The sequence below is a fragment of the Pseudomonas sp. 18173 genome (genome assembly GCF_050432945.1).
Lineage (GTDB): Bacteria > Pseudomonadota > Gammaproteobacteria > Pseudomonadales > Pseudomonadaceae > Aquipseudomonas.
This window is the reverse complement of sequence record NZ_JBKFTN010000006.1, coordinates 50,320-71,637: the sequence shown is the minus strand read 5'-3', so window position 1 is coordinate 71,637 and position 21,318 is coordinate 50,320. Positions and strand designations below refer to the sequence as shown.

The window sequence follows — 21,318 nt, the reverse complement described above, 5'->3', positions numbered from 1 at the left end:
CGCGCCCTTCGCGAGCAGGCTCGCTCCCACAGAGATCCAATGTGGGAGCGGGCTTGCTCGCGAAGGCTGACTGTCAGACGCTACAAAACTCAGCCCTTGGCCCCAGCCTCCAGCATGTTCTCCGGCCTTACCCACGCATCGAACTCTTCGTCGGTCAGGTACCCGAGCTGCAACGCCGCCTCGCGTAAGGTCAGTCCTTCGCTGTAGGCCTTCTTGGCGATCTCCGCCGATTTGTCATAGCCAATGTGCGGGTTGAGCGCGGTTACCAGCATCAGGCCGCGTTCCAGGTGTTCAGCCATTTTTTCCGCATCCGGCTCCAGGCCGGCCACGCAATGCTGCTGGAAGTTGCTGCAGCCATCACCCAGCAAACGGATCGATTGCAGCAGGTTATGGATGATCACCGGTTTGAACACGTTCAGCTGCAAGTGGCCCTGACTGGCGGCAAAGCCGATGGCGACGTCGTTGCCCAGTACCTGGCAGGCCAGCATCGACAAGGCTTCGCACTGGGTCGGGTTGACCTTGCCCGGCATGATCGAGCTCCCCGGCTCATTGGCCGGCAGCCTGACTTCGGCGAAGCCGGCGCGCGGGCCGGAACCCAGCAGGCGCAGATCGTTGGCGATTTTCATCAGGGTCACGGCGAGGGTTTTCAGCGCGCCGGACAGCGTGGTCAAAGGCTCATGGCCGGCCAGCGCAGCGAACTTGTTCGGTGCGGTGATAAACGGCAAGCCGGAGAGGGCGGCCAATTCTGCGGCGATGGCCTCACCGAAGCCATGGGGGGAATTGAGCCCCGTGCCGACGGCCGTTCCGCCCTGGGCCAGCTCGCAGACCGCGGGCAGTGCGCTGCGGATCGCCCGCTCGGCGTAATCGAGTTGCGCGATGAAGGCCGAGACTTCCTGGCCGAAGCTGATCGGCGTCGCATCCATCATGTGGGTACGGCCGGTCTTGACCAGTTTCATATGCCGGGCGGCCAACTCGGCCAGACCGCCGGACAGTTCGCTGATCGCCGGCAGCAAATGCTGTTGCACGGCCTGGACGGCCGCGATGTGCATGGCGGTGGGGAAGCAGTCGTTGGAGCTCTGGGAGCGATTGACGTGATCGTTGGGGTGCACCGGGGACTTGCCGCCGCGCGGGTTGCCGGCCAGCTCGTTGGCGCGACCGGCGATCACTTCGTTGACGTTCATGTTGCTCTGGGTGCCGCTGCCGGTTTGCCAGACCACCAGCGGAAACTGGTCGTCGTGGTCGCCCGCGAGCACTTCGTCGGCCGCCTGCTCGATCAGACGGGCGATATCGGCGGGTATGTCGCCGTTGCGATCATTGACCCGTGCCGCGGCTTTCTTGATCAGCGCCAGGGCATGCAACACGGCCAGCGGCATGCGTTCGTTGCCTATGGCGAAGTTGATCAGCGAGCGTTGCGTCTGAGCGCCCCAATAGGCTTCATCCGGGACTTCAACCTCGCCGAGGCTGTCGGTTTCGATACGGCTCATCTTGCTCACTCCTGTAGGTCCGATTGCGCAGTTTAGGCCGTGCTCGACGACCGTGGTTCCATCAGTCTGGATTTGACCATTCAACCCCTCTAAATCAGGCGCGACAAGGCTTGGGGTTGAGCGACACACTTTTTTAGGCGCAGAATGGACGCCCTTGGGGTCTTACCTCGCCAGCTAGAAAAGGAAACTCGATGACTCGTCTTCGTGCCATCTGTACCGCGGTTGCTTTGGTCTGCGCCAGCGGCCAGGTTTTTGCCGACACCGCCAGCCATAACGCCAGTGCCGAGGCTTTCCTGACCATGGCGCACGCTGACAAACTGGGCACCCCTGTGTACATGCAAGTACAGCAGATGTTTGCCCAGCGTTTCGAACAGACCAAAGCCCCTGAGTCGAAAAAAGCCGTGCTGGAAACCTACCAGGCCAAGGCCAATGCCGCTCTGGACCAGGCCATTGGCTGGAACAAGCTGAAGCCGGACATGGTCAAGCTCTACACCAGCAACTTCACCGAATCCGAGCTCAAGGACCTGGTTGCGTTCTATCAGTCGCCACTGGGCAAGAAAGTCCTGGAAAAAATGCCCCAGCTGACCCAGCAATCGGCCCAGATGACCCAGGCCAAGCTGGAAAGCGCGGTGCCTGTGGTCAACAAGCTGCTGGCTGACATGACCGCCGAGCTGACGCCGAAAGACGCGGCCGCTCCAGCCAAGAAAAAGCCTTAAGCGGAGTTCGGTATGACCATGCAACAACGCATCGAATCGACGCTGGCCTTGCTTCAGCCGGAGCATCTGCAAGTGCTGGACGAGAGCCACATGCACAGCCGAGGGTTACAGACCCACTTCAAGGCTGTGGTCGTCAGCACACAGTTCGAAGGCCTGAACCGGGTCAAGCGCCACCAGAAAGTCTACGCCACGCTCGGCGAGCTGATGGGCGAGTTCCATGCGTTGGCGCTGCATACCTACACGCCGCAGGAATGGGCCGGGATCGACGCGGCTCCGGCCTCGCCGACCTGTGCCGGTGGCAGCAAGCACTAAACCCCGGTTTTTTGTTAGAATGCCCAACGCGCCGCTAACCCGGCGCGTTTTTTTTCGCATCCGGTTCACCCCTTACGAGGGTAGCCACCTGGAGATTCACCCATGACACAACAGATTGTCGTGGCGGCACTGTATAAGTTCGTCACCCTGGAAGATTACGTCGCCCTGCGCGAGCCACTGCTGCAAGCGATGGTCGACAACGGCATCAAAGGCACGCTGCTGATTGCCGAAGAAGGCATCAACGGCACCGTGTCCGGTAGCCGCGAAGGCATTGACGGGCTGATGGCCTGGCTCAAGAACGACCCGCGCATGGACGACATCGACCACAAGGAGTCGTACTGCGACGAGCAGCCGTTCTACCGCACCAAGGTCAAACTCAAGAAAGAAATCGTCACCCTTGGCGTAGAAGGCGTGGACCCGAACAAGAAGGTTGGCACCTACGTCGATCCGCAAGACTGGAACGCGCTGATCAGCGACCCGCAAGTGCTGTTGATCGACACCCGAAACGATTACGAAGTCTCGATCGGTACCTTCGAAGGCGCCATCGACCCGAAAACCACCAGTTTTCGTGAATTCCCCGACTACATCAAAGCCAACTTCGACCCGGCCGTGCACAAGAAGGTCGCGATGTTCTGCACCGGCGGCATCCGCTGCGAGAAAGCCTCGAGCTACATGCTCAGCGAGGGTTTTGACGAGGTCTACCACCTCAAGGGCGGCATCCTGAAGTACCTCGAAGAGGTGCCGCAGGAAGAGACCAAATGGCAGGGCGACTGCTTTGTGTTCGACAACCGCGTGACGGTTCGCCATGACCTGAGCGAAGGCGACTACGACCAATGTCATGCCTGCCGCACGCCGGTCAGCGTGGAAGACCGCGCGTCCGAGCACTACGTGGCCGGCATCAGTTGCCCGCATTGCTGGGATAAGCTGAGCGAGAAGACCCGTCGCAGCGCCATCGACCGGCAGAAGCAGATCGAACTGGCCAAGGCTCGTAACCAGCCTCACCCGATCGGCTACAACTATAAGCAAGCATCCTCCGAGGCCTGAACCATGTCTGCGCGCCTGCTCTATGTGATGGACCCGATGTGTTCCTGGTGCTGGGGGTTTGCCCCGGTGGCCAACGCACTGGTCGAGCAGGCGCAAGCCGCAGGCGTGGATGTGCACCTGATCGTCGGAGGTTTGCGCACTGGCAGCGGTTCAGCGCTGGAGCCGTCTACCCGGCGCTATATCCTTGAGCATTGGCAGGCAGTTACCGAGGCCACCGGGCAGCCGTTCAAGCTCGAAGGCGCGCTGCCCGACGGCTTTGTCTATGACACCGAACCTGCCTGCCGGGCATTGGTGACGGCCCGCAGCCTGGCACCGGATTGCGCGTGGAAACTGCTCGGGCTGATTCAGCACGCGTTCTATGCCCAGGGTCGCGACGTCACGCAGGCCTGCGTGTTGGTGGATTTGGCGGAACAAGCCGGTTTGCCACGCATCGAGTTCGCCGGTGCGTTCGACCGGGCCGACATGCACGCGGCCACCGCTGCCGACTTCACCTGGGTCCAGGACCTGGGCATTGCCGGTTTCCCCACCCTGCTGGCTGAGCGTAACGGCCAACTGGCGTTGCTGACCAACGGCTATCAGCCTTTGGGCGAGTTGTCCCCGCTGCTTGGCCGCTGGCTGGAGCGTGCCGCCTGTGCATGACCTGCCCGATGATGTCGCTACCGTTAAACGTGTCGACCGCCTGAGTTGGGCGGAAATCCGTCGCCTGGCCCTGCATCACAAGAAATCCCTGTGGATCGCCAACGGCGTGGCCGTGCTGGCGACCCTGTGCAGCGTGCCGATTCCCTTGCTGCTGCCGTTGCTGGTGGACGAGGTATTGCTGGGGCACGGTGATGCCGCGCTGAAGATCATGAACCACGCGCTGCCCGAAGGCTGGCAGAAAGCCGCGGGCTACATCGGCCTGATGTTGCTGGTGACCTTGACCCTGCGTTGCACGGCGTTGCTGTTCAACGTGGTGCAGGCGAAATTGTTCGCCGGGTTGGCCAAGGATATCGTCTACCGCATACGCATCCGCCTGATCGAACGGCTCAAGCGTATCTCGCTGGGTGAATACGAAAGCCTGGGCAGCGGCACGGTGGCCACGCATCTGGTCACCGACCTCGACACGCTGGACAAATTCGTCGGTGAAACCCTCAGCCGTTTCCTCGTGGCCATGCTGACCCTGGTCGGCACTGCCGGCATCCTGATGTGGATGCACTGGAAGCTGGCGCTGCTGATTCTGTTGTTCAACCCGTTGGTGATCTACGCCACCGTGCAGTTGGGCAAGCGGGTCAAGCACCTCAAGAAGCTCGAGAACGACAGCACTTCGCGCTTTACCCAGGCGCTGACCGAAACGCTGGATGCCATCCAGGAAGTTCGCGCCGGCAACCGCCAGGGTTTTTTCCTCGGGCGCCTGGGCCAGCGTGCCCGGGATGTGCGCGATTACGCGGTGAACTCGCAGTGGAAAACCGACGCTTCGAACCGGGCCAGCGGATTGCTGTTCCAGTTCGGCATCGATATTTTCCGGGCCGCGGCCATGCTCACGGTGTTGTTCTCCGACCTGTCCATCGGCCAGATGCTCGCGGTGTTCAGCTACCTGTGGTTCATGATCGGCCCGGTGGAACAACTGCTGAACCTGCAATATGCCTACTACGCTGCCGGCGGTGCGCTGTCGCGGATCAACGAACTGCTGTCGCGCGCCGACGAACCCGAGTACCCGGGCGGAGTCGACCCGTTCACCGGTCGCGAAACCGTCGGGATCGAGGTTCAGGGCTTGAGCTTCGGCTACGGTGACGAACTGGTGCTGAGCCAGATGAATCTCTCCATCGCGCCGGGCGAAAAAGTCGCGATCGTCGGTGCCAGCGGCGGTGGCAAGAGCACGCTGGTGCAACTGCTGCTGGGCATGTACACGCCATTGGCCGGCACCATTCGTTTCGGTGGTTCGACCCAGCAAGAGATCGGCCTGGAGACCGTGCGGGAAAATGTCGCCGTGGTCCTGCAGCATCCGGCCCTGTTCAACGACACCATCCGCGCCAACCTGACCATGGGCCGTGAACGCAGTGACCAGGCCTGCTGGCAGGCGCTGGAAATCGCCCAGCTGCACAACACGGTCCGCGATTTGCCCAATGGCCTGGACAGCATCGTCGGGCGCTCCGGCGTGCGTTTGTCCGGTGGGCAGCGCCAGCGCCTGGCCATTGCGCGGATGGTGCTGGCCGAACCGAAAGTGGTGATCCTCGACGAAGCGACTTCGGCGCTGGATGCCGCCACCGAGTACAACCTGCACCAGGCACTGGCACGGTTCCTGAGCAACCGCACCACGTTGATCATTGCTCACCGCTTGTCAGCCGTGAAGCAGGCCGACCGGGTGCTGGTATTCGATGGCGGGCAAATTGCCGAAGATGGCGACCACCAGCAGCTGATTGCCGATGGTGGTTTGTACGCCAAGCTGTATGGGCATTTGCAGCGGTTGTAGCGAGACGACATCAAGGTTGCAGGGCGCCACTTCAAAATTATAAAAAACATCATCGCGACCGGATTCAATGGTCGCGATACGGCCTCCGGGCATAGCTTGTCGCTTGCCGGGATCGGAATCGCAACCTAGTCTAGCTACAGCGATTTCGTCCGGAAGACGAGCAAGCAGTGCTAATGCAAGGGACCTCATGAATCAAACGCGGACTCTCGGAACGCCACGGTTGTTGGGCATCGTCTGGCCATTTATCGCCGTTGTGTTGTTTCAAGCCTTGTTGGGCGGCGTTAGCCTATATGTGCTGTCGGCGGTTCGCGGCTATGTTGCCGGCGAAAGCCTCTGGTCCAAGGGCCAGAAAGACGCCATCTATTACCTCAATCTCTATGCCGACAGCGGCGACGAAGCGATTTTTCATAAATACCAGAACGCCATCTCCGTGCCCCAGGGCGGGCATGAGTTGCGTGTGGCGCTGGACCATCAGCCGCCGAACATCGAGGCCGCACGTGTGGCGATCCTCAAGGGCGGCAACCATCCGGACGACGTGTCCAGCCTGATCTGGCTGTACCTCAACTTTCGTCACTTCAGTTACCTCGAAAAGGCCATCAACCTCTGGACCGTGGGTGATGCCTATCTGGTCCAGCTCGATGGCGTTGCGCGGGACATGCATCAGCACATCGCCTCCGGCCCGGCCTCCCGTGCGGATGTGCAACGCTGGAAGGAGCAGATTTTTGCCATCAACGACGGTGTGACACCGGCGGCGAAAGCCTTCAGCGATGCCTTGGGTGAAGGTTCGCGGGTGATTCTGCGTCTGTTGTTGGTGACGAACCTGGCCACCGCCCTGGGCCTGATTGCATTGGCCTTGATGCGCACTCACAAGCTGCTCAAGCAGCGCCATGCCTTCGCCGATGCGTTGCAACTGGAGAAGGAACGGGCGCAGATCACCCTGCAATCCATTGGCGACGGTGTGATCACCACGGACGTTTCCGGTGCGATTGCCTACATGAATCCGGCGGCCGAGGCGCTGACCCACTGGAAGGCCGAGCAGGCGACAGGATTGCCGCTGGCGGCGCTGTTCAATCTGCTGGATGAAAACGCGCAGACCGATGGTTTCACCCTGATCGAGCATATTCTCAGTGGCCAGCTCAGTGGCGGCAGTGAACACTCCAAGCTGATTCAACGCCTGGACGGCAGCACGGTGTCGGTCACGCTGGTCGGCGCGCCAATCCGCAATGCCGGCAAAGTCAGCGGGACGGTACTGGTGCTGCATGACATGACCCAGGAGCGGCAATACATTGCCAATCTGTCATGGCAGGCGACCCACGATGCCTTGACCGGCCTCGCCAACCGCCGCGAATTCGAATATCGCCTGGAGCAGGCGCTGCACAACCTGACCCGTTACACGGGGCGCCATGCCCTGATGTTCCTCGATCTGGATCAATTCAAACTGGTCAACGATACCTGTGGCCACGCGGCAGGCGATGAACTGTTGCGGCATATCTGTGCCTTGTTGCAGTCGGGACTGCGCGAAGGCGATACCCTGGCGCGCCTTGGCGGTGACGAGTTCGGCATCCTGCTGGAGAACTGCGCACCGGAAGCAGCGGAGAAAATTGCCGAGAGCCTGCGCCAGACTGTGCAGAATCTGCATTTTGTCTGGAAGGGCCGGCCTTTCGTCACCACGGTGAGCATCGGGTTGGTCCATGTCGCACAGAATCCGACGACGCTCGAAGCCTCGCTGCGTGCTGCCGACATGGCGTGCTACATGGCCAAGGAAAAGGGCCGGAACCGGGTGCAGGTCTATCATCCGGATGACTCGGAATTGTCCCTGCGTTTCGGCGAAATGGCCTGGGTGCAGCGTTTGCACATGGCGCTCGAGGAGGACCGCTTTTGCCTGTACGCCCAGGAAATCGCCCCCTTGGGCCATATCGAAAAGGACGGCGGGCACATTGAAATCCTGCTGCGTTTGCATGATGAAGCCGGGCGGATGATCTTGCCCGACAGCTTCATTCCGGCGGCCGAGCGTTATGGCCTGATGAGCTCGCTTGATCGCTGGGTTGTACAGAACGTGTTCAAGATCATTGCCCAGTGCCGGGCCGAGCAAGGCCACGGGCCGCTGGCCATGTGTGCGATCAATCTGTCAGGCACGACGATCGGGGATGAGGCGTTCCTGGACTTCCTGCGCGAACAGTTTGTGACGTATTCGATTCCGCCTGAAATGATTTGTTTTGAAATTACTGAGACCAGTGCTATTTCAAATCTTGGCAGTGCCATTCGATTCATTAATGAACTCAAAGGCTTAGGTTGCCATTTTTCACTGGATGACTTTTGTGCCGGAATGTCCTCATTCGCGTATCTGAAACATTTGCCTGTAGACTTCCTGAAGATCGACGGGAGTTTCGTAAAGGATATGCTGGACGACCCGATTAACCGCGCCATGGTCGAAGTGATCAATCACATCGGCCATGTCATGGGTAAGCGCACGATTGCCGAGTTTGTCGAAACGCCTCAGATCGAGCAGGCATTGCTCGAGATCGGGGTGGATTACGCTCAAGGGTATGTGATTGAACGCCCGCATCTGTTTACCAGCGATACCTTGCTGAGTCGTCCCGCCAGGCCCCAACCGCTGTTGTTCAAGGCGCCTGGCACGTTCCGTTGAAATTCCTGCCGGTCTTACAATCACAATCAAAAGGAGCTCGACAGTGATCGACACATTCAACCGAACCGGACCGCTCATGGAAGCTGCAAGTTATCCTGCCTGGGCCCAGCGCCTGATCCAGGATTGCAGCGAGAGCAAGCGCCGGGTTGTCGAACACGAACTGTACCAGCGCATGCGAGACAACAGACTCAGTGCGAAGACCATGCGCCAGTACCTGATCGGTGGCTGGCCGGTGGTCGAACAGTTCGCGTTATATATGGCACAAAACCTGACCAAGACCCGCTTTGCCCGTCATCCCGGCGAAGACATGGCACGTCGCTGGCTGATGCGTAATATCCGCGTCGAATTGAACCACGCCGATTACTGGGTGCACTGGAGCCGCGCGCACGGTGTCAGCCTGGAAGACCTGCAGGCACAGCAGGTGCCGCCGGAGCTTCATGCCCTGAGCCATTGGTGTTGGCACACCAGTTCAGCCGACTCGCTGATCGTGGCGATTGCCGCCACCAACTACGCCATCGAAGGGGCGACCGGTGAATGGTCGGCGGTCGTTTGTTCCAGCGGTATCTACGCCGCCTCGTTCCCCGAGGAAGATCGCAAGCGGGCGATGAAGTGGCTGAAGATGCACGCCCAGTACGACGATGCCCATCCATGGGAAGCGCTGGAAATCATTTGCACCCTGGCGGGCACCAACCCAAGCAAATCCCTGCAGGTGGAATTGCGTCAGGCTGTCTGCAAAAGTTACGACTACATGTACCTGTTTCTCGAGCGTTGCATGCAACTGGAGCACGCCGAGCGGGCGCCGGTGGTTCGTGAGCGGATGGCATTGGCTGAAGGCTGATTCAGCGTCTGCTTGAAAAACAACTGTGGGAGCGAGCTTGCTCGCGATAGCTGCCTGACATTCACCAGAAGTGTTGAATGAAAGCACGTCATCGCGAGCAGGTCGAATCGTCGCACCGTCGCTCCCACATTGTTTTGTGTTGTGGCTGAAAAATCAGCCCGCCATCTCCAGCCGGTTACGGCCTTCACGCTTGGCCACATACAATGCGCTGTCTGCCCGTCGCAACAGGCTCTCTGCGGACTCCCCGGGCAACAGGGTCGAACAGCCGAGGCTGACCGTCAGCAAGATCGTATGAGCATCGCCAAGGTATTCTTCAGATTGCACTGCAAAACGCAGTCGTTCACCGACCATGGCCGCGGCCTCGCGGCTGGTGTTCGAGAGCAGGATCAGGAACTCTTCACCGCCATAGCGGAACACCATGTCCACGTTGCGCAGCTGGTTTTTGATCGAGGCAGCGACTGCCTTGAGCACATCATCGCCGGAGCTGTGGCCATGGGTGTCGTTGACTTGCTTGAAGTGATCGATGTCCAGCATCAGCACCGACAACGGTTGCAGATGGCGCCGGGACAGCTCGATTTCCCTTTGCAGCGTCTGGTCCATGGCGATGCGGTTACCGGTGCCCGTCAGCGGGTCGCGCAGTGCGCTTTGGGTGGCGGTACGGTAAAGCAGCGCATTGCGCATCGGGAAAAGCAGCGCGGCCAGCAGTGATTCGAGATTGCCCTGTTCCGCTTCGCTGAAGCGCTGATTGCGGCGGAAAACCAGCTCACCCAGGTGTTCGCCTTCGTGGCTGAGGCTGTAACTGAGGGAGTGGTGGCCGCGCTGGCCGAACTCAAGGCGCAGGTCGCTGCTCTTGTGTTGGTAGCACAAGGCATCCAGCGGCACCAGGCGCTGAATCTCGCGATAGAACGTGCCGAGAATGCGTTGCGGCTCCAGACTGGTTTGCAGCTGCAGGCTCAGTTGCTGGCGCATTTGCGCAAGACTGACAGGCCTTTCCAGAAGAGGCGGCTGCTGACCAAAGCCCAGGCGCTGCAATTTGGCGCTATCGAAGTCAATTGCGTTGGTCTGGGAAGGTGGTTTCATAAGGCGTGCGCCCCTAAGCAGTAAGGCTGTCTTACAAGCAGGGTGAGAGCGGCTTAGGGCTGCGCGTCGTACTGGTCCGTCAGTCCCGTAGGACATTTCGTACAAGTTTAATCCGCTTTGTAGAAGATGAGTAACTGCTGCACTCAAGCTTCACCCGTGTCTGCTTTCACATTACGTGTTTGAGCAAACTTAGAGCGAAAGTCGTGCCATTCGGTTCATCCGAATAAAATATGTATTAAATCAATTGGTTGGTGTTCGTCTTCAACCTGCAGGGCGCTGCGTGTGACGTTTGTTTGACAGGTGCCTGGCCTGAATTTGAAAGCCTTCGCGAGCCGCGGCGGGAAGCCGGCGCGGCAGCAAAAAGCGACGTACGGTCGTTACTGGGCGTTGAACGCCTGGCCATTGATACCGGCGCTGTCCGGGCCCATCAGGTAAAGGTAGACCGGCATGATCTCCTCGGGCGTCGGGTTGTTCAGCGGGTTTTCACCCGGGTAGGCCTGGGCACGCATGCTGGTGCGGGTAGCGCCCGGATTGATGCTGTTGGAGCGTACCGGGGCCACGGTATCGACTTCGTCAGCCAGGGTTTGCATCAGGCCTTCAGTGGCAAATTTGGAAACGCCGTAGGCGCCCCAATACGCACGTCCCTTGCGCCCGACGCTGCTGGAAGTGAACACCACCGAGGCATCCTGCGACAGCTTGAGCAGCGGCAGCAATGTGCTGGTGAGCATGAACATGGCATTGACGTTGACTTGCATGACGCGCATGAAGTTTTCGCCGGACAACTGTTCGATCGGCGTGCGCGGGCCGATGATCGAAGCGTTGTGCAACAAACCGTCGAGATGGCCGAATTCGTTTTCGATCATCGCTGCCAGCTCATCGTATTGATGGGGCAGGGCGGTTTCCAGGTTGAACGGGATGACCGCCGGTTGTGGATGGCCGGCGGCTTCGATTTCGTCGTAGACCTGGCTCAGGTTGGCTTCGGTCTTGCCCAGCAGCAGTACGGTTGCGCCGTGGGCTGCGTAGGCTTTTGCTGCGGCGGCACCGATGCCGCGACCGGCGCCGGTGACCAGGATGACCCTATCCTTGAGCAGTTCAGGGCGGGCGGAATAATCGAACATAAAAAACCTCACAAAACAGATACAGATCGCGGCGCTGCCAATCGCGGGCAAGCCCGCTCCCACAAGGATTGAAGGTGTTCATTCATTTTGTATCCACCAACAAACCCTGTGGGAGCGGGCTTGCCCGCGAAGGCGTCAGCATTCACGCCGTATTCCCAAAACCCGAAACCGGGTCTCAGCAGCTACAGAGGGCGCTATCCAAAACCTTGCGCAGCTCCAGCGGATGATCGACCACCACGTCCGCACCCCAATTTCGCGGGTTGTCATCCGGGTGGATATAGCCGAAGGTCACCGCCGCAGTCCTGGTGCCGGCATCCCGACCCGACTCGATATCCCGCAGGTCATCCCCCACGAACAACACGCTGGCCGGGTCGAGGTCGAGCATCTTGCAAGCGAGGATCAATGGCTCTGGATCCGGTTTGCTGTTCTTCACGTGATCCGGGCAGATCAGTAGCGCCGACCGCTCGGCCAGTCCCAGCTGTTGCATGATCGGTTCGGCGAAACGCAGCGGCTTGTTGGTGACCACGCCCCAGATCAGGTTCGCTTTCTCGATATCGGCGAGCAATTCAGGCATGCCGTCGAACAGCTTGCTGTGAACGGCGCAACCCACGAGGTAGCGCTCCAGGAACTCCTGGCGCAACTCCTCGAAACCCGGCGATTCCGGGTCCATGGCGAAGGTCACTGCGACCATTGCCCTGGCACCGCCGGAAATCTCGTCGCGGATGTGTTTGTCGTTCATCGGTGGCAGGCCGCGGTCGGCACGCATCGCCTGACAGATCGCAATGAAGTCCGGCGCGGTGTCGAGCAGGGTGCCGTCCATGTCGAAAAGAACTGCTCTGATAGGCATCGGCTTACTCCTCGCGCAGGGTCTGGATCATGTAGTTGACGTCCACGTCGGCGGCCAGCTTGTAGTGCTTGGTCAACGGGTTGTAGGTCAGGCCGATGATGTCCTTGACGGTCAGGCCGGCCATGCGGCTCCAGGCGCCGAGTTCGGAAGGGCGGATGAATTTCTTGAAGTCGTGGGTGCCGCGCGGCAGCAGCTTCATGATGTATTCGGCGCCGACGATGGCGAACAGGTACGCCTTCGGGTTGCGGTTGATGGTGGAGAGGAACACCTGGCCGCCGGGCTTGACCATGCGGAAGCAGGCGCGGATGACCGACGACGGATCCGGTACGTGTTCGAGCATTTCCAGGCAGGTGACCACGTCGAATTGCTCGGGCATTTCCTCGGCCAGGGCTTCGGCGGTGATCTGCCGGTATTCGACGTTCACGCCCGATTCCAGCTGATGCAACTGGGCAACCGCCAAGGGTGCTTCACCCATGTCGATCCCCATCACGGTCGCGCCGCGCTGGGCCATGGCTTCGCTGAGGATGCCGCCGCCGCAACCGATGTCGAGGACCTTTTTACCGGCCAGATTGACCCGTTCGTCAATCCAGTTGACTCGTAGCGGGTTGATGTCGTGCAGCGGTTTGAATTCGCTTTCACGGTCCCACCAGCGATGGGCCAGGGCTTCGAATTTGGCGATTTCGGCGTAGTCGACGTTGCTCATGGTTTAAGTCCTCGAAAAACTTGAAAATTCCTGTTGCCCCGGATTGTGCTCCAGGGTGCTTACGATTCGGTATGGCCGCTGATGCGCTGGCCCCAGGCCTTCGCAACAGTGCCTAGCTGTTGTTCATCAAGGCGTGTCAGGCGACGGTCGTCGAGCAACTGCTTGCCGGCAACCCAAAGGTGTTTCACGCAGTCGCGGCCGGTGGCGTATATAAGCTGCGAAACCGGGTCGTAGACCGGTTGCTGGGCCAGGCCGGAGAGGTCGAAAGCCACCATGTCCGCCGCCTTGCCGATTTCCAGCGAGCCGACCTGGGCCTCGATGCCCAGTGCCCGGGCGCCGTTGAGGGTGGCCATGCGCAGGGCGCGATGAGCATCCAGTGCGGTGGCCGAGCCGGCGACAGCCTTGGCCAACAGGGCCGCGGTGCGGGTTTCGCCGAGCAGGTCCAGGTCATTGTTGCTCGCCGCACCATCGGTGCCGACCGCGACATTGACCCCGGCCTGCCACAAGCGCTCGACCGGGCAGAACCCGCTGGCCAGCTTCAGGTTCGACTCCGGGCAATGAATCACATTGCTGTTGCTTTCTACCAGCAGTGCCAGGTCCTCATCGCTGACCTGGGTCATGTGAACCGCCTGGAAGCGCGGCCCAAGCAGGCCCAGGCGCGCCAGGCGAGCCAATGGGCGTTCACCGCGCTGCTCGACCGATTGCTGCACTTCAAAAGCGGTTTCATGCACGTGCATGTGGATCGAAGCGTCGAGCTCTTCGGCGATCACCCGGATTTTTTCCAGGTTTTCGTCGCCTACGGTGTAGGGTGCATGGGGGCCAAAGGTGATTTTGATGCGCTCGTGGTGCTTGAGATCGCCAAACAGTTCAACGCCCTGACGAATGGCTTCGTCCGCGGTAGCGGCGCCCGGAATGGGGAAGTCGAGGATCGGAATCGCGATCTGTGCGCGAATGCCGCTGTTGTGCACGCGCTCGCTGGCAACCTTCGGGAAGAAATACATGTCAGAGAAACAGGTGATGCCGCCTTTGATCTGCTCGGCGATGGCAAGGTCGGTGCCGTCGCGCACGAAGTCCTCGTCGACCCACTTGGCTTCGGCGGGCCAGATGTGGTTCTCCAGCCAGGTCATCAAGGGCAGGTCATCGGCCAGGCCACGGAACAGGGTCATCGCCGCGTGTCCGTGGGCATTGATCAGGCCGGGGCTGAGCAACACGTCGGGCAATTCGCGGGTTTCGGTTGCGTTAAGCTTCAGTGCGGCGGAACGTGGACCGATAAACACGATGCGTCCATCACGGATGCCCACGCCATGTTCCTTGAGGACAACACCAGCGGGTTCGACGGGTACCAGCCAGGTCGGCAGCAATAACAGGTCGAGCGCAGCGGCAGTGTTCGGCATCGAGGGTCGGTTCCAGTGCTTTTGTAAAGGATGGCGAAGTATACCCGAGCGTCTTCGCGGTGGGATCGCTATAATCGGCGGCTTTTGTTCATGAGTGCGGGGTGAGGGATGCGCGATCGACTGTTGGCTGCGGAAAAGGTAAAGGCCATCGATTGGCGTGATGGCGCTCTCCATCTGCTGGATCAGCGTATTTTGCCATTCGAGGAAACCTGGATCGCCTACACCAGCGCAGCCGGTGTGGCCGAAGCCATTCGCTCGATGGTGGTGCGTGGCGCACCGGCCATCGGCATCAGTGCCGCCTATGGCATCGTGCTCGCGGCCCGTGCCCGGATTGCCGAAGGTGGCGACTGGTATGCGGCACTGGAAGAGGATTTTGCGCTGCTGGCCGACTCCCGTCCCACAGCGGTCAACCTGTTCTGGGCGCTGGGGCGCATGCATGATCGGCTTGATCGCCTGAAAGACAATGCCGACCCGCTGGAAGTGCTGGAGGCCGAAGCCATCGCCATTCACGAAAGTGATCGCGAAGCCAACCTGACCATGGCGCAACTGGGTGTCGACCTGATCCGCAAGCATCAGGGCAATGCCCAGGCGATCCTGACCCACTGCAACACGGGTGCGCTGGCCACGGGTGGCTTCGGCACGGCGCTGGGGGTGATTCGCGGTGCATTCATCGAGGGCATGGTCGAGCAGGTGTATGTCGACGAAACCCGCCCATGGCTGCAGGGCTCGCGGCTGACCGCGTGGGAACTGGCCAATGAAGGCATCCCCGTGACCCTCAATGTCGATTCCGCCGCGGCGCATATCATGAAGACCAAGGGCCCTACCTGGGTCATCGTCGGCGCTGACCGGATCACCGCCAATGGCGACGTGGCCAACAAGATCGGCACCTATCAACTGGCCGTCAACGCCATGCACCACGGCGTGCGCTTCATGGTGGTGGCGCCGAGTTCGACCATCGACATGAACCTGGCCAGTGGCGATGACATTCCGATCGAGGAACGTGACGGTCGCGAGTTGCTGGAGGTCGGTGGCAAGCGCGTCGGGGCCGACGTCGAGGCCTTCAACCCGGTGTTCGATGTGACGCCAGCGGACCTGATCGATGCGATCGTCACCGAAAAAGGCATCGTCGAGCGTCCGGATACGGTGAAGATGGCGCAGTTGATGTGCCGCAAGCGTTTGCATTGATGATTTCTAGCGCCTGATAGATGGCTATCGCGGGCTTGCCCGCTCCCACAGGTTTTGTGAGCGCCACAGAACCCTGTGGGAGCGGGCTTGCCCGCGAAGAGGCCCTAAAAGCCAACAAATCAGCCCGAATCAGTCGCAAATTTTTCATTCAATACAGCTCTAAGCCCCTCTCGTCCCCCTCAAGCCTGTCATCGGTCAACTAACTACTCTCCATGCGCATCTGGGGGATAGGTGCGTGGCGGCTCTTGTGATAACATCCGGCGGTTTCCAGGGTTGCCCGAAGTGGTAGCCCGTACTGCGCAGATCCATGGCATAACTCGTTGATTTGTCGTAAGTCGGTGCATGGCACTAAGCCTGTATCGACGAGCTTCGTTGGTCCTGACGAAGTTTCACCAGAAAAAGGAATCAGGCTTCTCATGGGCGAACTGGCCAAAGAAATCCTCCCGGTCAATATCGAAGACGAGCTGAAGCAGTCCTACCTCGACTACGCGATGAGCGTAATTGTCGGGCGGGCACTGCCGGATGCGCGCGATGGCTTGAAGCCCGTGCACCGGCGCGTGCTGTTCGCGATGAGCGAGCTGGGCAACGACTTCAACAAGCCGTACAAGAAATCTGCCCGTGTTGTCGGTGACGTGATCGGTAAGTATCACCCGCATGGTGATACCGCGGTGTACGACACCATCGTTCGGATGGCGCAGCCATTCTCCCTGCGCTACCTGCTGGTAGACGGCCAGGGCAACTTCGGTTCGGTGGACGGCGACAACGCCGCGGCCATGCGATACACCGAAGTGCGCATGACCAAGCTGGCGCACGAGCTGCTGGCCGACCTGCACAAGGAAACCGTGGACTGGGTGCCGAACTACGACGGCACCGAAATGATCCCGGCGGTCATGCCGACCCGTATTCCCAACCTGCTGGTCAACGGTTCCAGCGGTATCGCCGTGGGCATGGCGACCAACATTCCGCCGCACAACCTCGGTGAAGTCATCGACGGTTGCCTGGCACTCATCGACAATCCCGAGCTGACCGTCGATGAACTGATGCAATACATCCCGGGTCCGGACTTCCCGACCGCCGCGATCATCAACGGTCGCGCCGGCATCATCGAAGCCTACCGCACCGGTCGCGGGCGCATTTACATGCGCGCCCGCTCGATCATCGAAGACATCGACAAGGTCGGTGGCCGTCAGCAGATCGTCATCACCGAACTCCCTTACCAGCTGAACAAGGCGCGTCTGATCGAGAAGATCGCCGAGCTGGTCAAGGAGAAGAAGCTCGAAGGCATCACCGAACTGCGCGACGAATCCGACAAGGACGGTATGCGCGTCGTGATCGAGCTGCGTCGCGGCGAAGTGCCTGAGGTCATCCTCAACAACCTCTACGCCCAGACCCAGCTGCAAGCGGTGTTCGGTATCAACATCGTCGCGCTGATCGACGGCCGTCCGCGGATCCTGAACCTCAAGGACCTGCTGGAAGCCTTCGTCCGTCACCGTCGCGAAGTGGTTACCCGTCGTACCGTGTTCGAGCTGCGCAAGGCGCGCGAGCGTGGTCACATCCTTGAAGGTCAAGCGGTAGCCCTGTCGAACATCGACCCGGTCATCGCCCTGATCAAGGCCTCGCCAACCCCGTCGGAAGCCAAGGAAGCGCTGGTCAGCACCCCTTGGGAGTCCTCGGCTGTGGTGGCGATGGTCGAGCGGGCCGGTGCTGATTCGTGCCGTCCGGAAAACCTCGATCCGCAATACGGCCTGCGCGATGGCAAGTACTTCCTGTCGCCAGAACAGGCGCAAGCCATTCTGGAACTGCGTCTGCACCGCCTGACCGGTCTGGAACACGAAAAACTGCTGGCCGAGTATCAAGAGATCCTCAACCAGATCGGCGAGCTGATCCGCATCCTCAACAGCGCCACGCGCCTGATGGAAGTGATCCGCGAAGAGCTGGAAGTGATCCGCGCCGAATACGGCGACGTGCGTCGTACCGAGATCCTCGACGCCCGACTCGACCTGACCCTGGGTGACATGATCCCGGAAGAAGAGCGCGTCGTGACCATTTCCCACGGCGGCTACGCCAAGACCCAGCCATTGGCTGCGTACCAGGCCCAGCGTCGTGGCGGTAAAGGCAAGTCGGCGACCGGCGTCAAGGATGAGGACTACATCGCTCACCTGCTGGTTGCCAACAGCCACACCACGCTGTTGCTGTTCTCCAGCAAGGGCAAGGTGTACTGGCTGAAAACCTACGAAATCCCCGAGGCTTCCCGCGCTGCCCGTGGCCGTCCGCTGGTCAACCTGCTGCCGCTGGACGACGGTGAGTACATCACCACCATGCTGCCGGTCGAGGAATACACCGAGGGTCACTACATCTTCATGGCCACCGCCAACGGCACCGTGAAGAAGACCCCGCTGGAATCCTTCAGCCGTCAACGCAGCGTTGGTTTGATCGCGCTGGAGCTGGACGAAGGTGACGTGCTGATTTCCGCAGCCATCACCGATGGCGAGCGTGAAGTGATGCTGTTCTCTGATGGCGGCAAGGTGACTCGCTTCAAAGAGTCCGACGTTCGCGCCATGGGTCGTACCGCCCGCGGTGTGCGCGGCATGCGCCTGCCGGAAGGCCAGAAGCTGATTTCCATGCTGATCCCTGAAGAAGGCAGCCAGATCCTCACCGCTTCCGAGCGTGGTTTTGGCAAGCGCACGGCGATCACCGAGTTCCCTGAGTACAAGCGTGGCGGTCAGGGCGTTATTGCCATGGTCAGCAACGAGCGTAACGGCCGTCTGGTCGGTGCGGTTCAGGTGCTCGACGGCGAGGAAATCATGTTGATTTCCGACCAGGGTACCCTGGTGCGTACCCGTGTCGACGAAGTGTCCAGCCTGGGTCGTAACACCCAGGGCGTGACCCTGATCAAACTGGCCAACGACGAAACGCTGGTCGGGCTGGAGCGGGTTCAGGAGCCGTCGGAAGTCGAAGGTGAAGAGCTGGAAGGCGAAGAGGGTGAAGGGTTCGTCGGTGAGGTCGTGATTGACGACGTTGCCGAAGACCAGCAACTCGACGCCGCTGCTGACGAAGAGCCACAAGAGTAAGTGGATATGAGGGGGCGGATGAAAATTCGCCCCCTTGTTGTTTGTCCGAACGGAAAATTTCGACACCCATGGATATCCCCCGTGGGAGCGAGCCTGCTCGCGAAGCAGGCGCCGCGGTACCTCTGAAACACCGCGGCGATGCATTCGCGAGCAGGCTCGCTCCCACAGGTTGTCTGCGTCAGCAGGGATCCTGTGTCGATTGATATTGTGATTTATCGCGTGTTACCACCAAATCAGAGCGAGATTGGATGTGAGCAAGAGAGCCTATAACTTCTGTGCCGGTCCTGCGGCGCTTCCCGAAGCTGTCCTGCAGCGCGCCCAGGGTGAACTCCTCGACTGGCACGGCAAGGGTCTGTCGGTGATGGAAATGAGCCATCGCAGCGATGAGTTCGTGTCCATTGCCACCAAGGCCGAGCAGGATCTGCGTGATCTGCTGAATATCCCGTCGAACTATAAAGTGCTGTTTCTGCAAGGTGGCGCCAGCCAGCAATTTGCCCAGATTCCGCTGAACCTGTTGCCGGAAAACGGCTCGGCCGACTATATCGACACCGGTATCTGGTCGCAGAAAGCCATCGAAGAAGCTTCGCGCTACGGCCACGTCAACGTTGCCGGCACCGCCAAGCCGTACGACTATTTCGCCATTCCCGGTCAGAACGAGTGGAAGTTGTCGAAGGACGCGGCCTACGTCCACTACGCGCCGAACGAAACCATCGGCGGCCTGGAGTTCCAGTGGATTCCGGAGACTGGTGACGTGCCGCTGGTGGCCGACATGTCTTCGGACATCCTGTCGCGCCCGGTGGATGTTTCGCGTTTCGGCATGATCTACGCCGGCGCCCAGAAAAATATCGGCCCGAGCGGTATCGTCGTCAACATCGTTCGCGAAGACCTGCTGGGCAAGGCTCGTTCCCTGTGCCCGACCATGCTCAACTACAAGGTCGCGGCCGATAACGGTTCGATGTACAACACCCCGCCGACCCTGGCGTGGTATTTGTCCGGCCTGGTGTTCGAGTGGCTGAAAGAGCAGGGTGGCGTCGAGGCCATCGGCAAGCTCAACGAAGTCAAGCAGCGCACGCTGTATGGCTTCATCGATGCCAGCGGCCTGTACAGCAACCCGATCAACAAGTCGGACCGCTCGTGGATGAACGTGCCGTTCCGCCTGGCTGATGATCGTCTGGACAAGCCTTTCCTGGCCGGTGCCGACGAGCGTGGCCTGTTGAACCTCAAGGGGCACCGTTCCGTGGGCGGCATGCGCGCCTCCATCTATAACGCCGTCGACATCAACGCCGTCAATGCGCTGGTTTCGTACATGGCAGAGTTCGAGAAGGAACACGGCTAATGTCTGAGCAAGAACTCAAGGCACTGCGCCTGCGCATTGATGCCCTGGACGAAAAGGTCCTGGAGCTGATCAGTGAGCGTGCGCGCTGCGCCCAGGAAGTCGCGCGAGTAAAGATGGCCTCGCTGGCCGAAGGCGAAGTGCCGGTGTTCTATCGTCCCGAGCGTGAAGCTCAGGTGCTCAAGCGTGTCATGGAGCGTAACCAGGGGCCGCTGGGCAATGAAGAGATGGCGCGGTTGTTCCGTGAAATCATGTCTTCCTGTCTGGCGCTCGAGCAGCCGCTGAAAGTGGCTTACCTGGGCCCTGAAGGCACCTTCACCCAGGCGGCGGCCATGAAGCACTTCGGCCACGCCGTGATCAGCAAGCCGATGGCGGCGATCGACGAAGTGTTCCGTGAAGTGGCGGCGGGTGCGGTGAATTTTGGCGTGGTGCCGGTGGAAAACTCCACCGAGGGCGCGGTCAACCACACCCTCGACAGCTTCCTCGAGCATGACATGGTGATCTGCGGCGAAGTCGAGCTGCGTATCCACCATCACCTGCTGGTTGGTGAAAACACCAAGACCGACAGCATCAGCCGCATTTACTCCCACGCCCAGTCACTGGCCCAGTGCCGCAAGTGGCTGGACGCCCATTACCCGAATGTCGAACGCGTGGCGGTGTCCAGCAACGCTGAAGCGGCCAAGCGGGTCAAGGGTGAGTGGAATTCGGCGGCGATTGCCGGCGACATGGCGGCCGGCCTGTACGGGTTGACCCGCCTGGCCGAGAAGATCGAGGATCGCCCGGACAACTCCACGCGCTTCCTCATGATCGGCAATCAGGAAGTGCCGCCGACCGGCGACGACAAGACATCCATCATCGTTTCGATGAGCAACAAACCGGGTGCGCTGCATGAGTTGCTGGTGCCGTTCCACGACAACGGCATCGACCTGACACGAATCGAGACCCGTCCGTCGCGCAGTGGCAAATGGACCTACGTGTTCTTCATCGACTTTGTCGGCCACCACCGTGATCCGCTGGTCAAAGGTGTGCTGGAAAAGATCAGTCAGGAAGCAGTGGCACTCAAGGTGCTGGGTTCCTACCCGAAAGCAGTTCTCTAA

The 21,318-nt window shown here is 60.3% G+C and carries 17 protein-coding genes; 11 read left to right on the top strand and 6 right to left on the bottom strand.

Going from position 1 to position 21,318, the window contains the following annotated elements; translation table 11 throughout:
- Nucleotides 1-89 precede the first annotated feature (89 nt).
- Complete coding sequence (locus ACLD1X_RS08845) at nt 90-1,484, bottom strand: class II fumarate hydratase (protein WP_429366979.1); 1,395 nt, start codon at nt 1,482-1,484, stop codon at nt 90-92.
- A gap of 191 nt (nt 1,485-1,675) precedes the next feature.
- On the opposite strand from ACLD1X_RS08845, the gene ACLD1X_RS08840 reads away from it, so the two are divergent.
- The 7 genes from ACLD1X_RS08840 (at nt 1,676) to ACLD1X_RS08810 (ending at nt 9,490) form a co-directional block, all read left to right on the top strand.
- Nucleotides 1,676-2,200: a DUF2059 domain-containing protein gene (locus ACLD1X_RS08840; RefSeq protein WP_429366978.1), complete on the top strand. Its 525-nt coding sequence runs from the start codon at nt 1,676-1,678 to the stop codon at nt 2,198-2,200.
- Nucleotides 2,201-2,212: 12 nt separating this feature from the next.
- Nucleotides 2,213-2,512 carry a BolA family protein gene (locus ACLD1X_RS08835; protein WP_429366977.1) on the top strand — a complete coding sequence of 100 codons (300 nt, stop codon included), beginning with the start codon at nt 2,213-2,215 and terminating at the stop codon, nt 2,510-2,512.
- 102 nt (nt 2,513-2,614) lie between these two features.
- Nucleotides 2,615-3,556, top strand: coding sequence for a rhodanese-related sulfurtransferase (locus ACLD1X_RS08830; protein WP_429366976.1), 942 nt, complete (start codon nt 2,615-2,617; stop codon nt 3,554-3,556).
- Between the two features lie 36 nt (nt 3,557-3,592).
- On the top strand, nt 3,593-4,195 hold the full coding sequence (locus tag ACLD1X_RS08825) for a DsbA family protein (RefSeq protein ID WP_429367139.1): 603 nt from the start codon (nt 3,593-3,595) through the stop codon (nt 4,193-4,195).
- Nucleotides 4,188-6,005: an ABC transporter ATP-binding protein gene (locus ACLD1X_RS08820; RefSeq protein WP_429366975.1), complete on the top strand. Its 1,818-nt coding sequence runs from the start codon at nt 4,188-4,190 to the stop codon at nt 6,003-6,005. Before ACLD1X_RS08825 ends, ACLD1X_RS08820 begins: the two co-directional genes overlap by 8 nt.
- A gap of 187 nt (nt 6,006-6,192) precedes the next feature.
- On the top strand, nt 6,193-8,652 hold the full coding sequence (locus ACLD1X_RS08815; RefSeq protein WP_429366974.1) for an EAL domain-containing protein: 2,460 nt from the start codon (nt 6,193-6,195) through the stop codon (nt 8,650-8,652).
- 76 nt (nt 8,653-8,728) lie between these two features.
- Nucleotides 8,729-9,490 carry a TenA family transcriptional regulator gene (locus ACLD1X_RS08810; RefSeq protein ID WP_429366973.1) on the top strand — a complete coding sequence of 254 codons (762 nt, stop codon included), beginning with the start codon at nt 8,729-8,731 and terminating at the stop codon, nt 9,488-9,490.
- A 153-nt stretch (nt 9,491-9,643) separates the two neighbouring features.
- Here the strand turns inward: ACLD1X_RS08810 and ACLD1X_RS08805 are convergent, their stop codons facing one another.
- The 5 genes from ACLD1X_RS08805 to ACLD1X_RS08785 all read right to left on the bottom strand — a co-directional run bounded on the left by ACLD1X_RS08805 (nt 9,644) and on the right by ACLD1X_RS08785 (nt 14,632).
- Nucleotides 9,644-10,570, bottom strand: a complete 927-nt coding sequence (locus ACLD1X_RS08805) for a GGDEF domain-containing protein (RefSeq protein WP_429366972.1) — start codon at nt 10,568-10,570, stop codon at nt 9,644-9,646.
- Between the two features lie 377 nt (nt 10,571-10,947).
- On the bottom strand, nt 10,948-11,688 hold the full coding sequence (locus tag ACLD1X_RS08800; protein ID WP_429366971.1) for a YciK family oxidoreductase: 741 nt from the start codon (nt 11,686-11,688) through the stop codon (nt 10,948-10,950).
- A gap of 175 nt (nt 11,689-11,863) precedes the next feature.
- Nucleotides 11,864-12,535, bottom strand: a complete 672-nt coding sequence (gene mupP, locus ACLD1X_RS08795; RefSeq protein ID WP_429366970.1) for an N-acetylmuramic acid 6-phosphate phosphatase MupP — start codon at nt 12,533-12,535, stop codon at nt 11,864-11,866.
- 4 nt (nt 12,536-12,539) lie between these two features.
- Nucleotides 12,540-13,238, bottom strand: coding sequence for a bifunctional 2-polyprenyl-6-hydroxyphenol methylase/3-demethylubiquinol 3-O-methyltransferase UbiG (gene ubiG / locus ACLD1X_RS08790; RefSeq protein ID WP_157710867.1), 699 nt, complete (start codon nt 13,236-13,238; stop codon nt 12,540-12,542).
- 59 nt (nt 13,239-13,297) lie between these two features.
- A complete protein-coding gene (locus ACLD1X_RS08785) occupies nt 13,298-14,632 on the bottom strand; it encodes a TRZ/ATZ family hydrolase (RefSeq protein ID WP_429366969.1) in 1,335 nt (444 codons plus the stop codon).
- 108 nt (nt 14,633-14,740) lie between these two features.
- Between ACLD1X_RS08785 and mtnA the strand changes: the two genes are divergently transcribed.
- From mtnA to pheA, 4 genes are all read left to right on the top strand, one after another.
- Nucleotides 14,741-15,817: an S-methyl-5-thioribose-1-phosphate isomerase gene (gene mtnA, locus ACLD1X_RS08780; RefSeq protein WP_429366968.1), complete on the top strand. Its 1,077-nt coding sequence runs from the start codon at nt 14,741-14,743 to the stop codon at nt 15,815-15,817.
- Between the two features lie 416 nt (nt 15,818-16,233).
- On the top strand, nt 16,234-18,888 hold the full coding sequence (gene gyrA, locus ACLD1X_RS08775; RefSeq protein WP_057400294.1) for a DNA gyrase subunit A: 2,655 nt from the start codon (nt 16,234-16,236) through the stop codon (nt 18,886-18,888).
- Between the two features lie 250 nt (nt 18,889-19,138).
- Nucleotides 19,139-20,224: a 3-phosphoserine/phosphohydroxythreonine transaminase gene (gene serC, locus ACLD1X_RS08770; protein ID WP_095944015.1), complete on the top strand. Its 1,086-nt coding sequence runs from the start codon at nt 19,139-19,141 to the stop codon at nt 20,222-20,224.
- On the top strand, nt 20,224-21,318 hold the full coding sequence (gene pheA / locus ACLD1X_RS08765; protein ID WP_007939916.1) for a prephenate dehydratase: 1,095 nt from the start codon (nt 20,224-20,226) through the stop codon (nt 21,316-21,318). Before serC ends, pheA begins: the two co-directional genes overlap by 1 nt.

Bases quoted from the DNA above. Each gene is read 5' to 3' on its own strand.
- ACLD1X_RS08845 (WP_429366979.1), bottom strand. From the start codon at position 1,484: ATGAGCCGTATCGAAACCGACAGCCTCGGCGAGGTTGAAGTCCCGGAT.
- ACLD1X_RS08840 (WP_429366978.1), top strand. From the start codon at position 1,676: ATGACTCGTCTTCGTGCCATCTGTACCGCGGTTGCTTTGGTCTGCGCC.
- ACLD1X_RS08835 (WP_429366977.1), top strand. From the start codon at position 2,213: ATGACCATGCAACAACGCATCGAATCGACGCTGGCCTTGCTTCAGCCG.
- ACLD1X_RS08830 (WP_429366976.1), top strand. From the start codon at position 2,615: ATGACACAACAGATTGTCGTGGCGGCACTGTATAAGTTCGTCACCCTG.
- ACLD1X_RS08825 (WP_429367139.1), top strand. From the start codon at position 3,593: ATGTGTTCCTGGTGCTGGGGGTTTGCCCCGGTGGCCAACGCACTGGTC.
- ACLD1X_RS08815 (WP_429366974.1), top strand. From the start codon at position 6,193: ATGAATCAAACGCGGACTCTCGGAACGCCACGGTTGTTGGGCATCGTC.
- ACLD1X_RS08810 (WP_429366973.1), top strand. From the start codon at position 8,729: ATGGAAGCTGCAAGTTATCCTGCCTGGGCCCAGCGCCTGATCCAGGAT.
- ACLD1X_RS08805 (WP_429366972.1), bottom strand. From the start codon at position 10,570: ATGAAACCACCTTCCCAGACCAACGCAATTGACTTCGATAGCGCCAAA.
- ACLD1X_RS08800 (WP_429366971.1), bottom strand. From the start codon at position 11,688: ATGTTCGATTATTCCGCCCGCCCTGAACTGCTCAAGGATAGGGTCATC.
- mupP (WP_429366970.1), bottom strand. From the start codon at position 12,535: ATGCCTATCAGAGCAGTTCTTTTCGACATGGACGGCACCCTGCTCGAC.
- ubiG (WP_157710867.1), bottom strand. From the start codon at position 13,238: ATGAGCAACGTCGACTACGCCGAAATCGCCAAATTCGAAGCCCTGGCC.
- ACLD1X_RS08785 (WP_429366969.1), bottom strand. From the start codon at position 14,632: ATGCCGAACACTGCCGCTGCGCTCGACCTGTTATTGCTGCCGACCTGG.
- mtnA (WP_429366968.1), top strand. From the start codon at position 14,741: ATGCGCGATCGACTGTTGGCTGCGGAAAAGGTAAAGGCCATCGATTGG.
- gyrA (WP_057400294.1), top strand. From the start codon at position 16,234: ATGGGCGAACTGGCCAAAGAAATCCTCCCGGTCAATATCGAAGACGAG.
- pheA (WP_007939916.1), top strand. From the start codon at position 20,224: ATGTCTGAGCAAGAACTCAAGGCACTGCGCCTGCGCATTGATGCCCTG.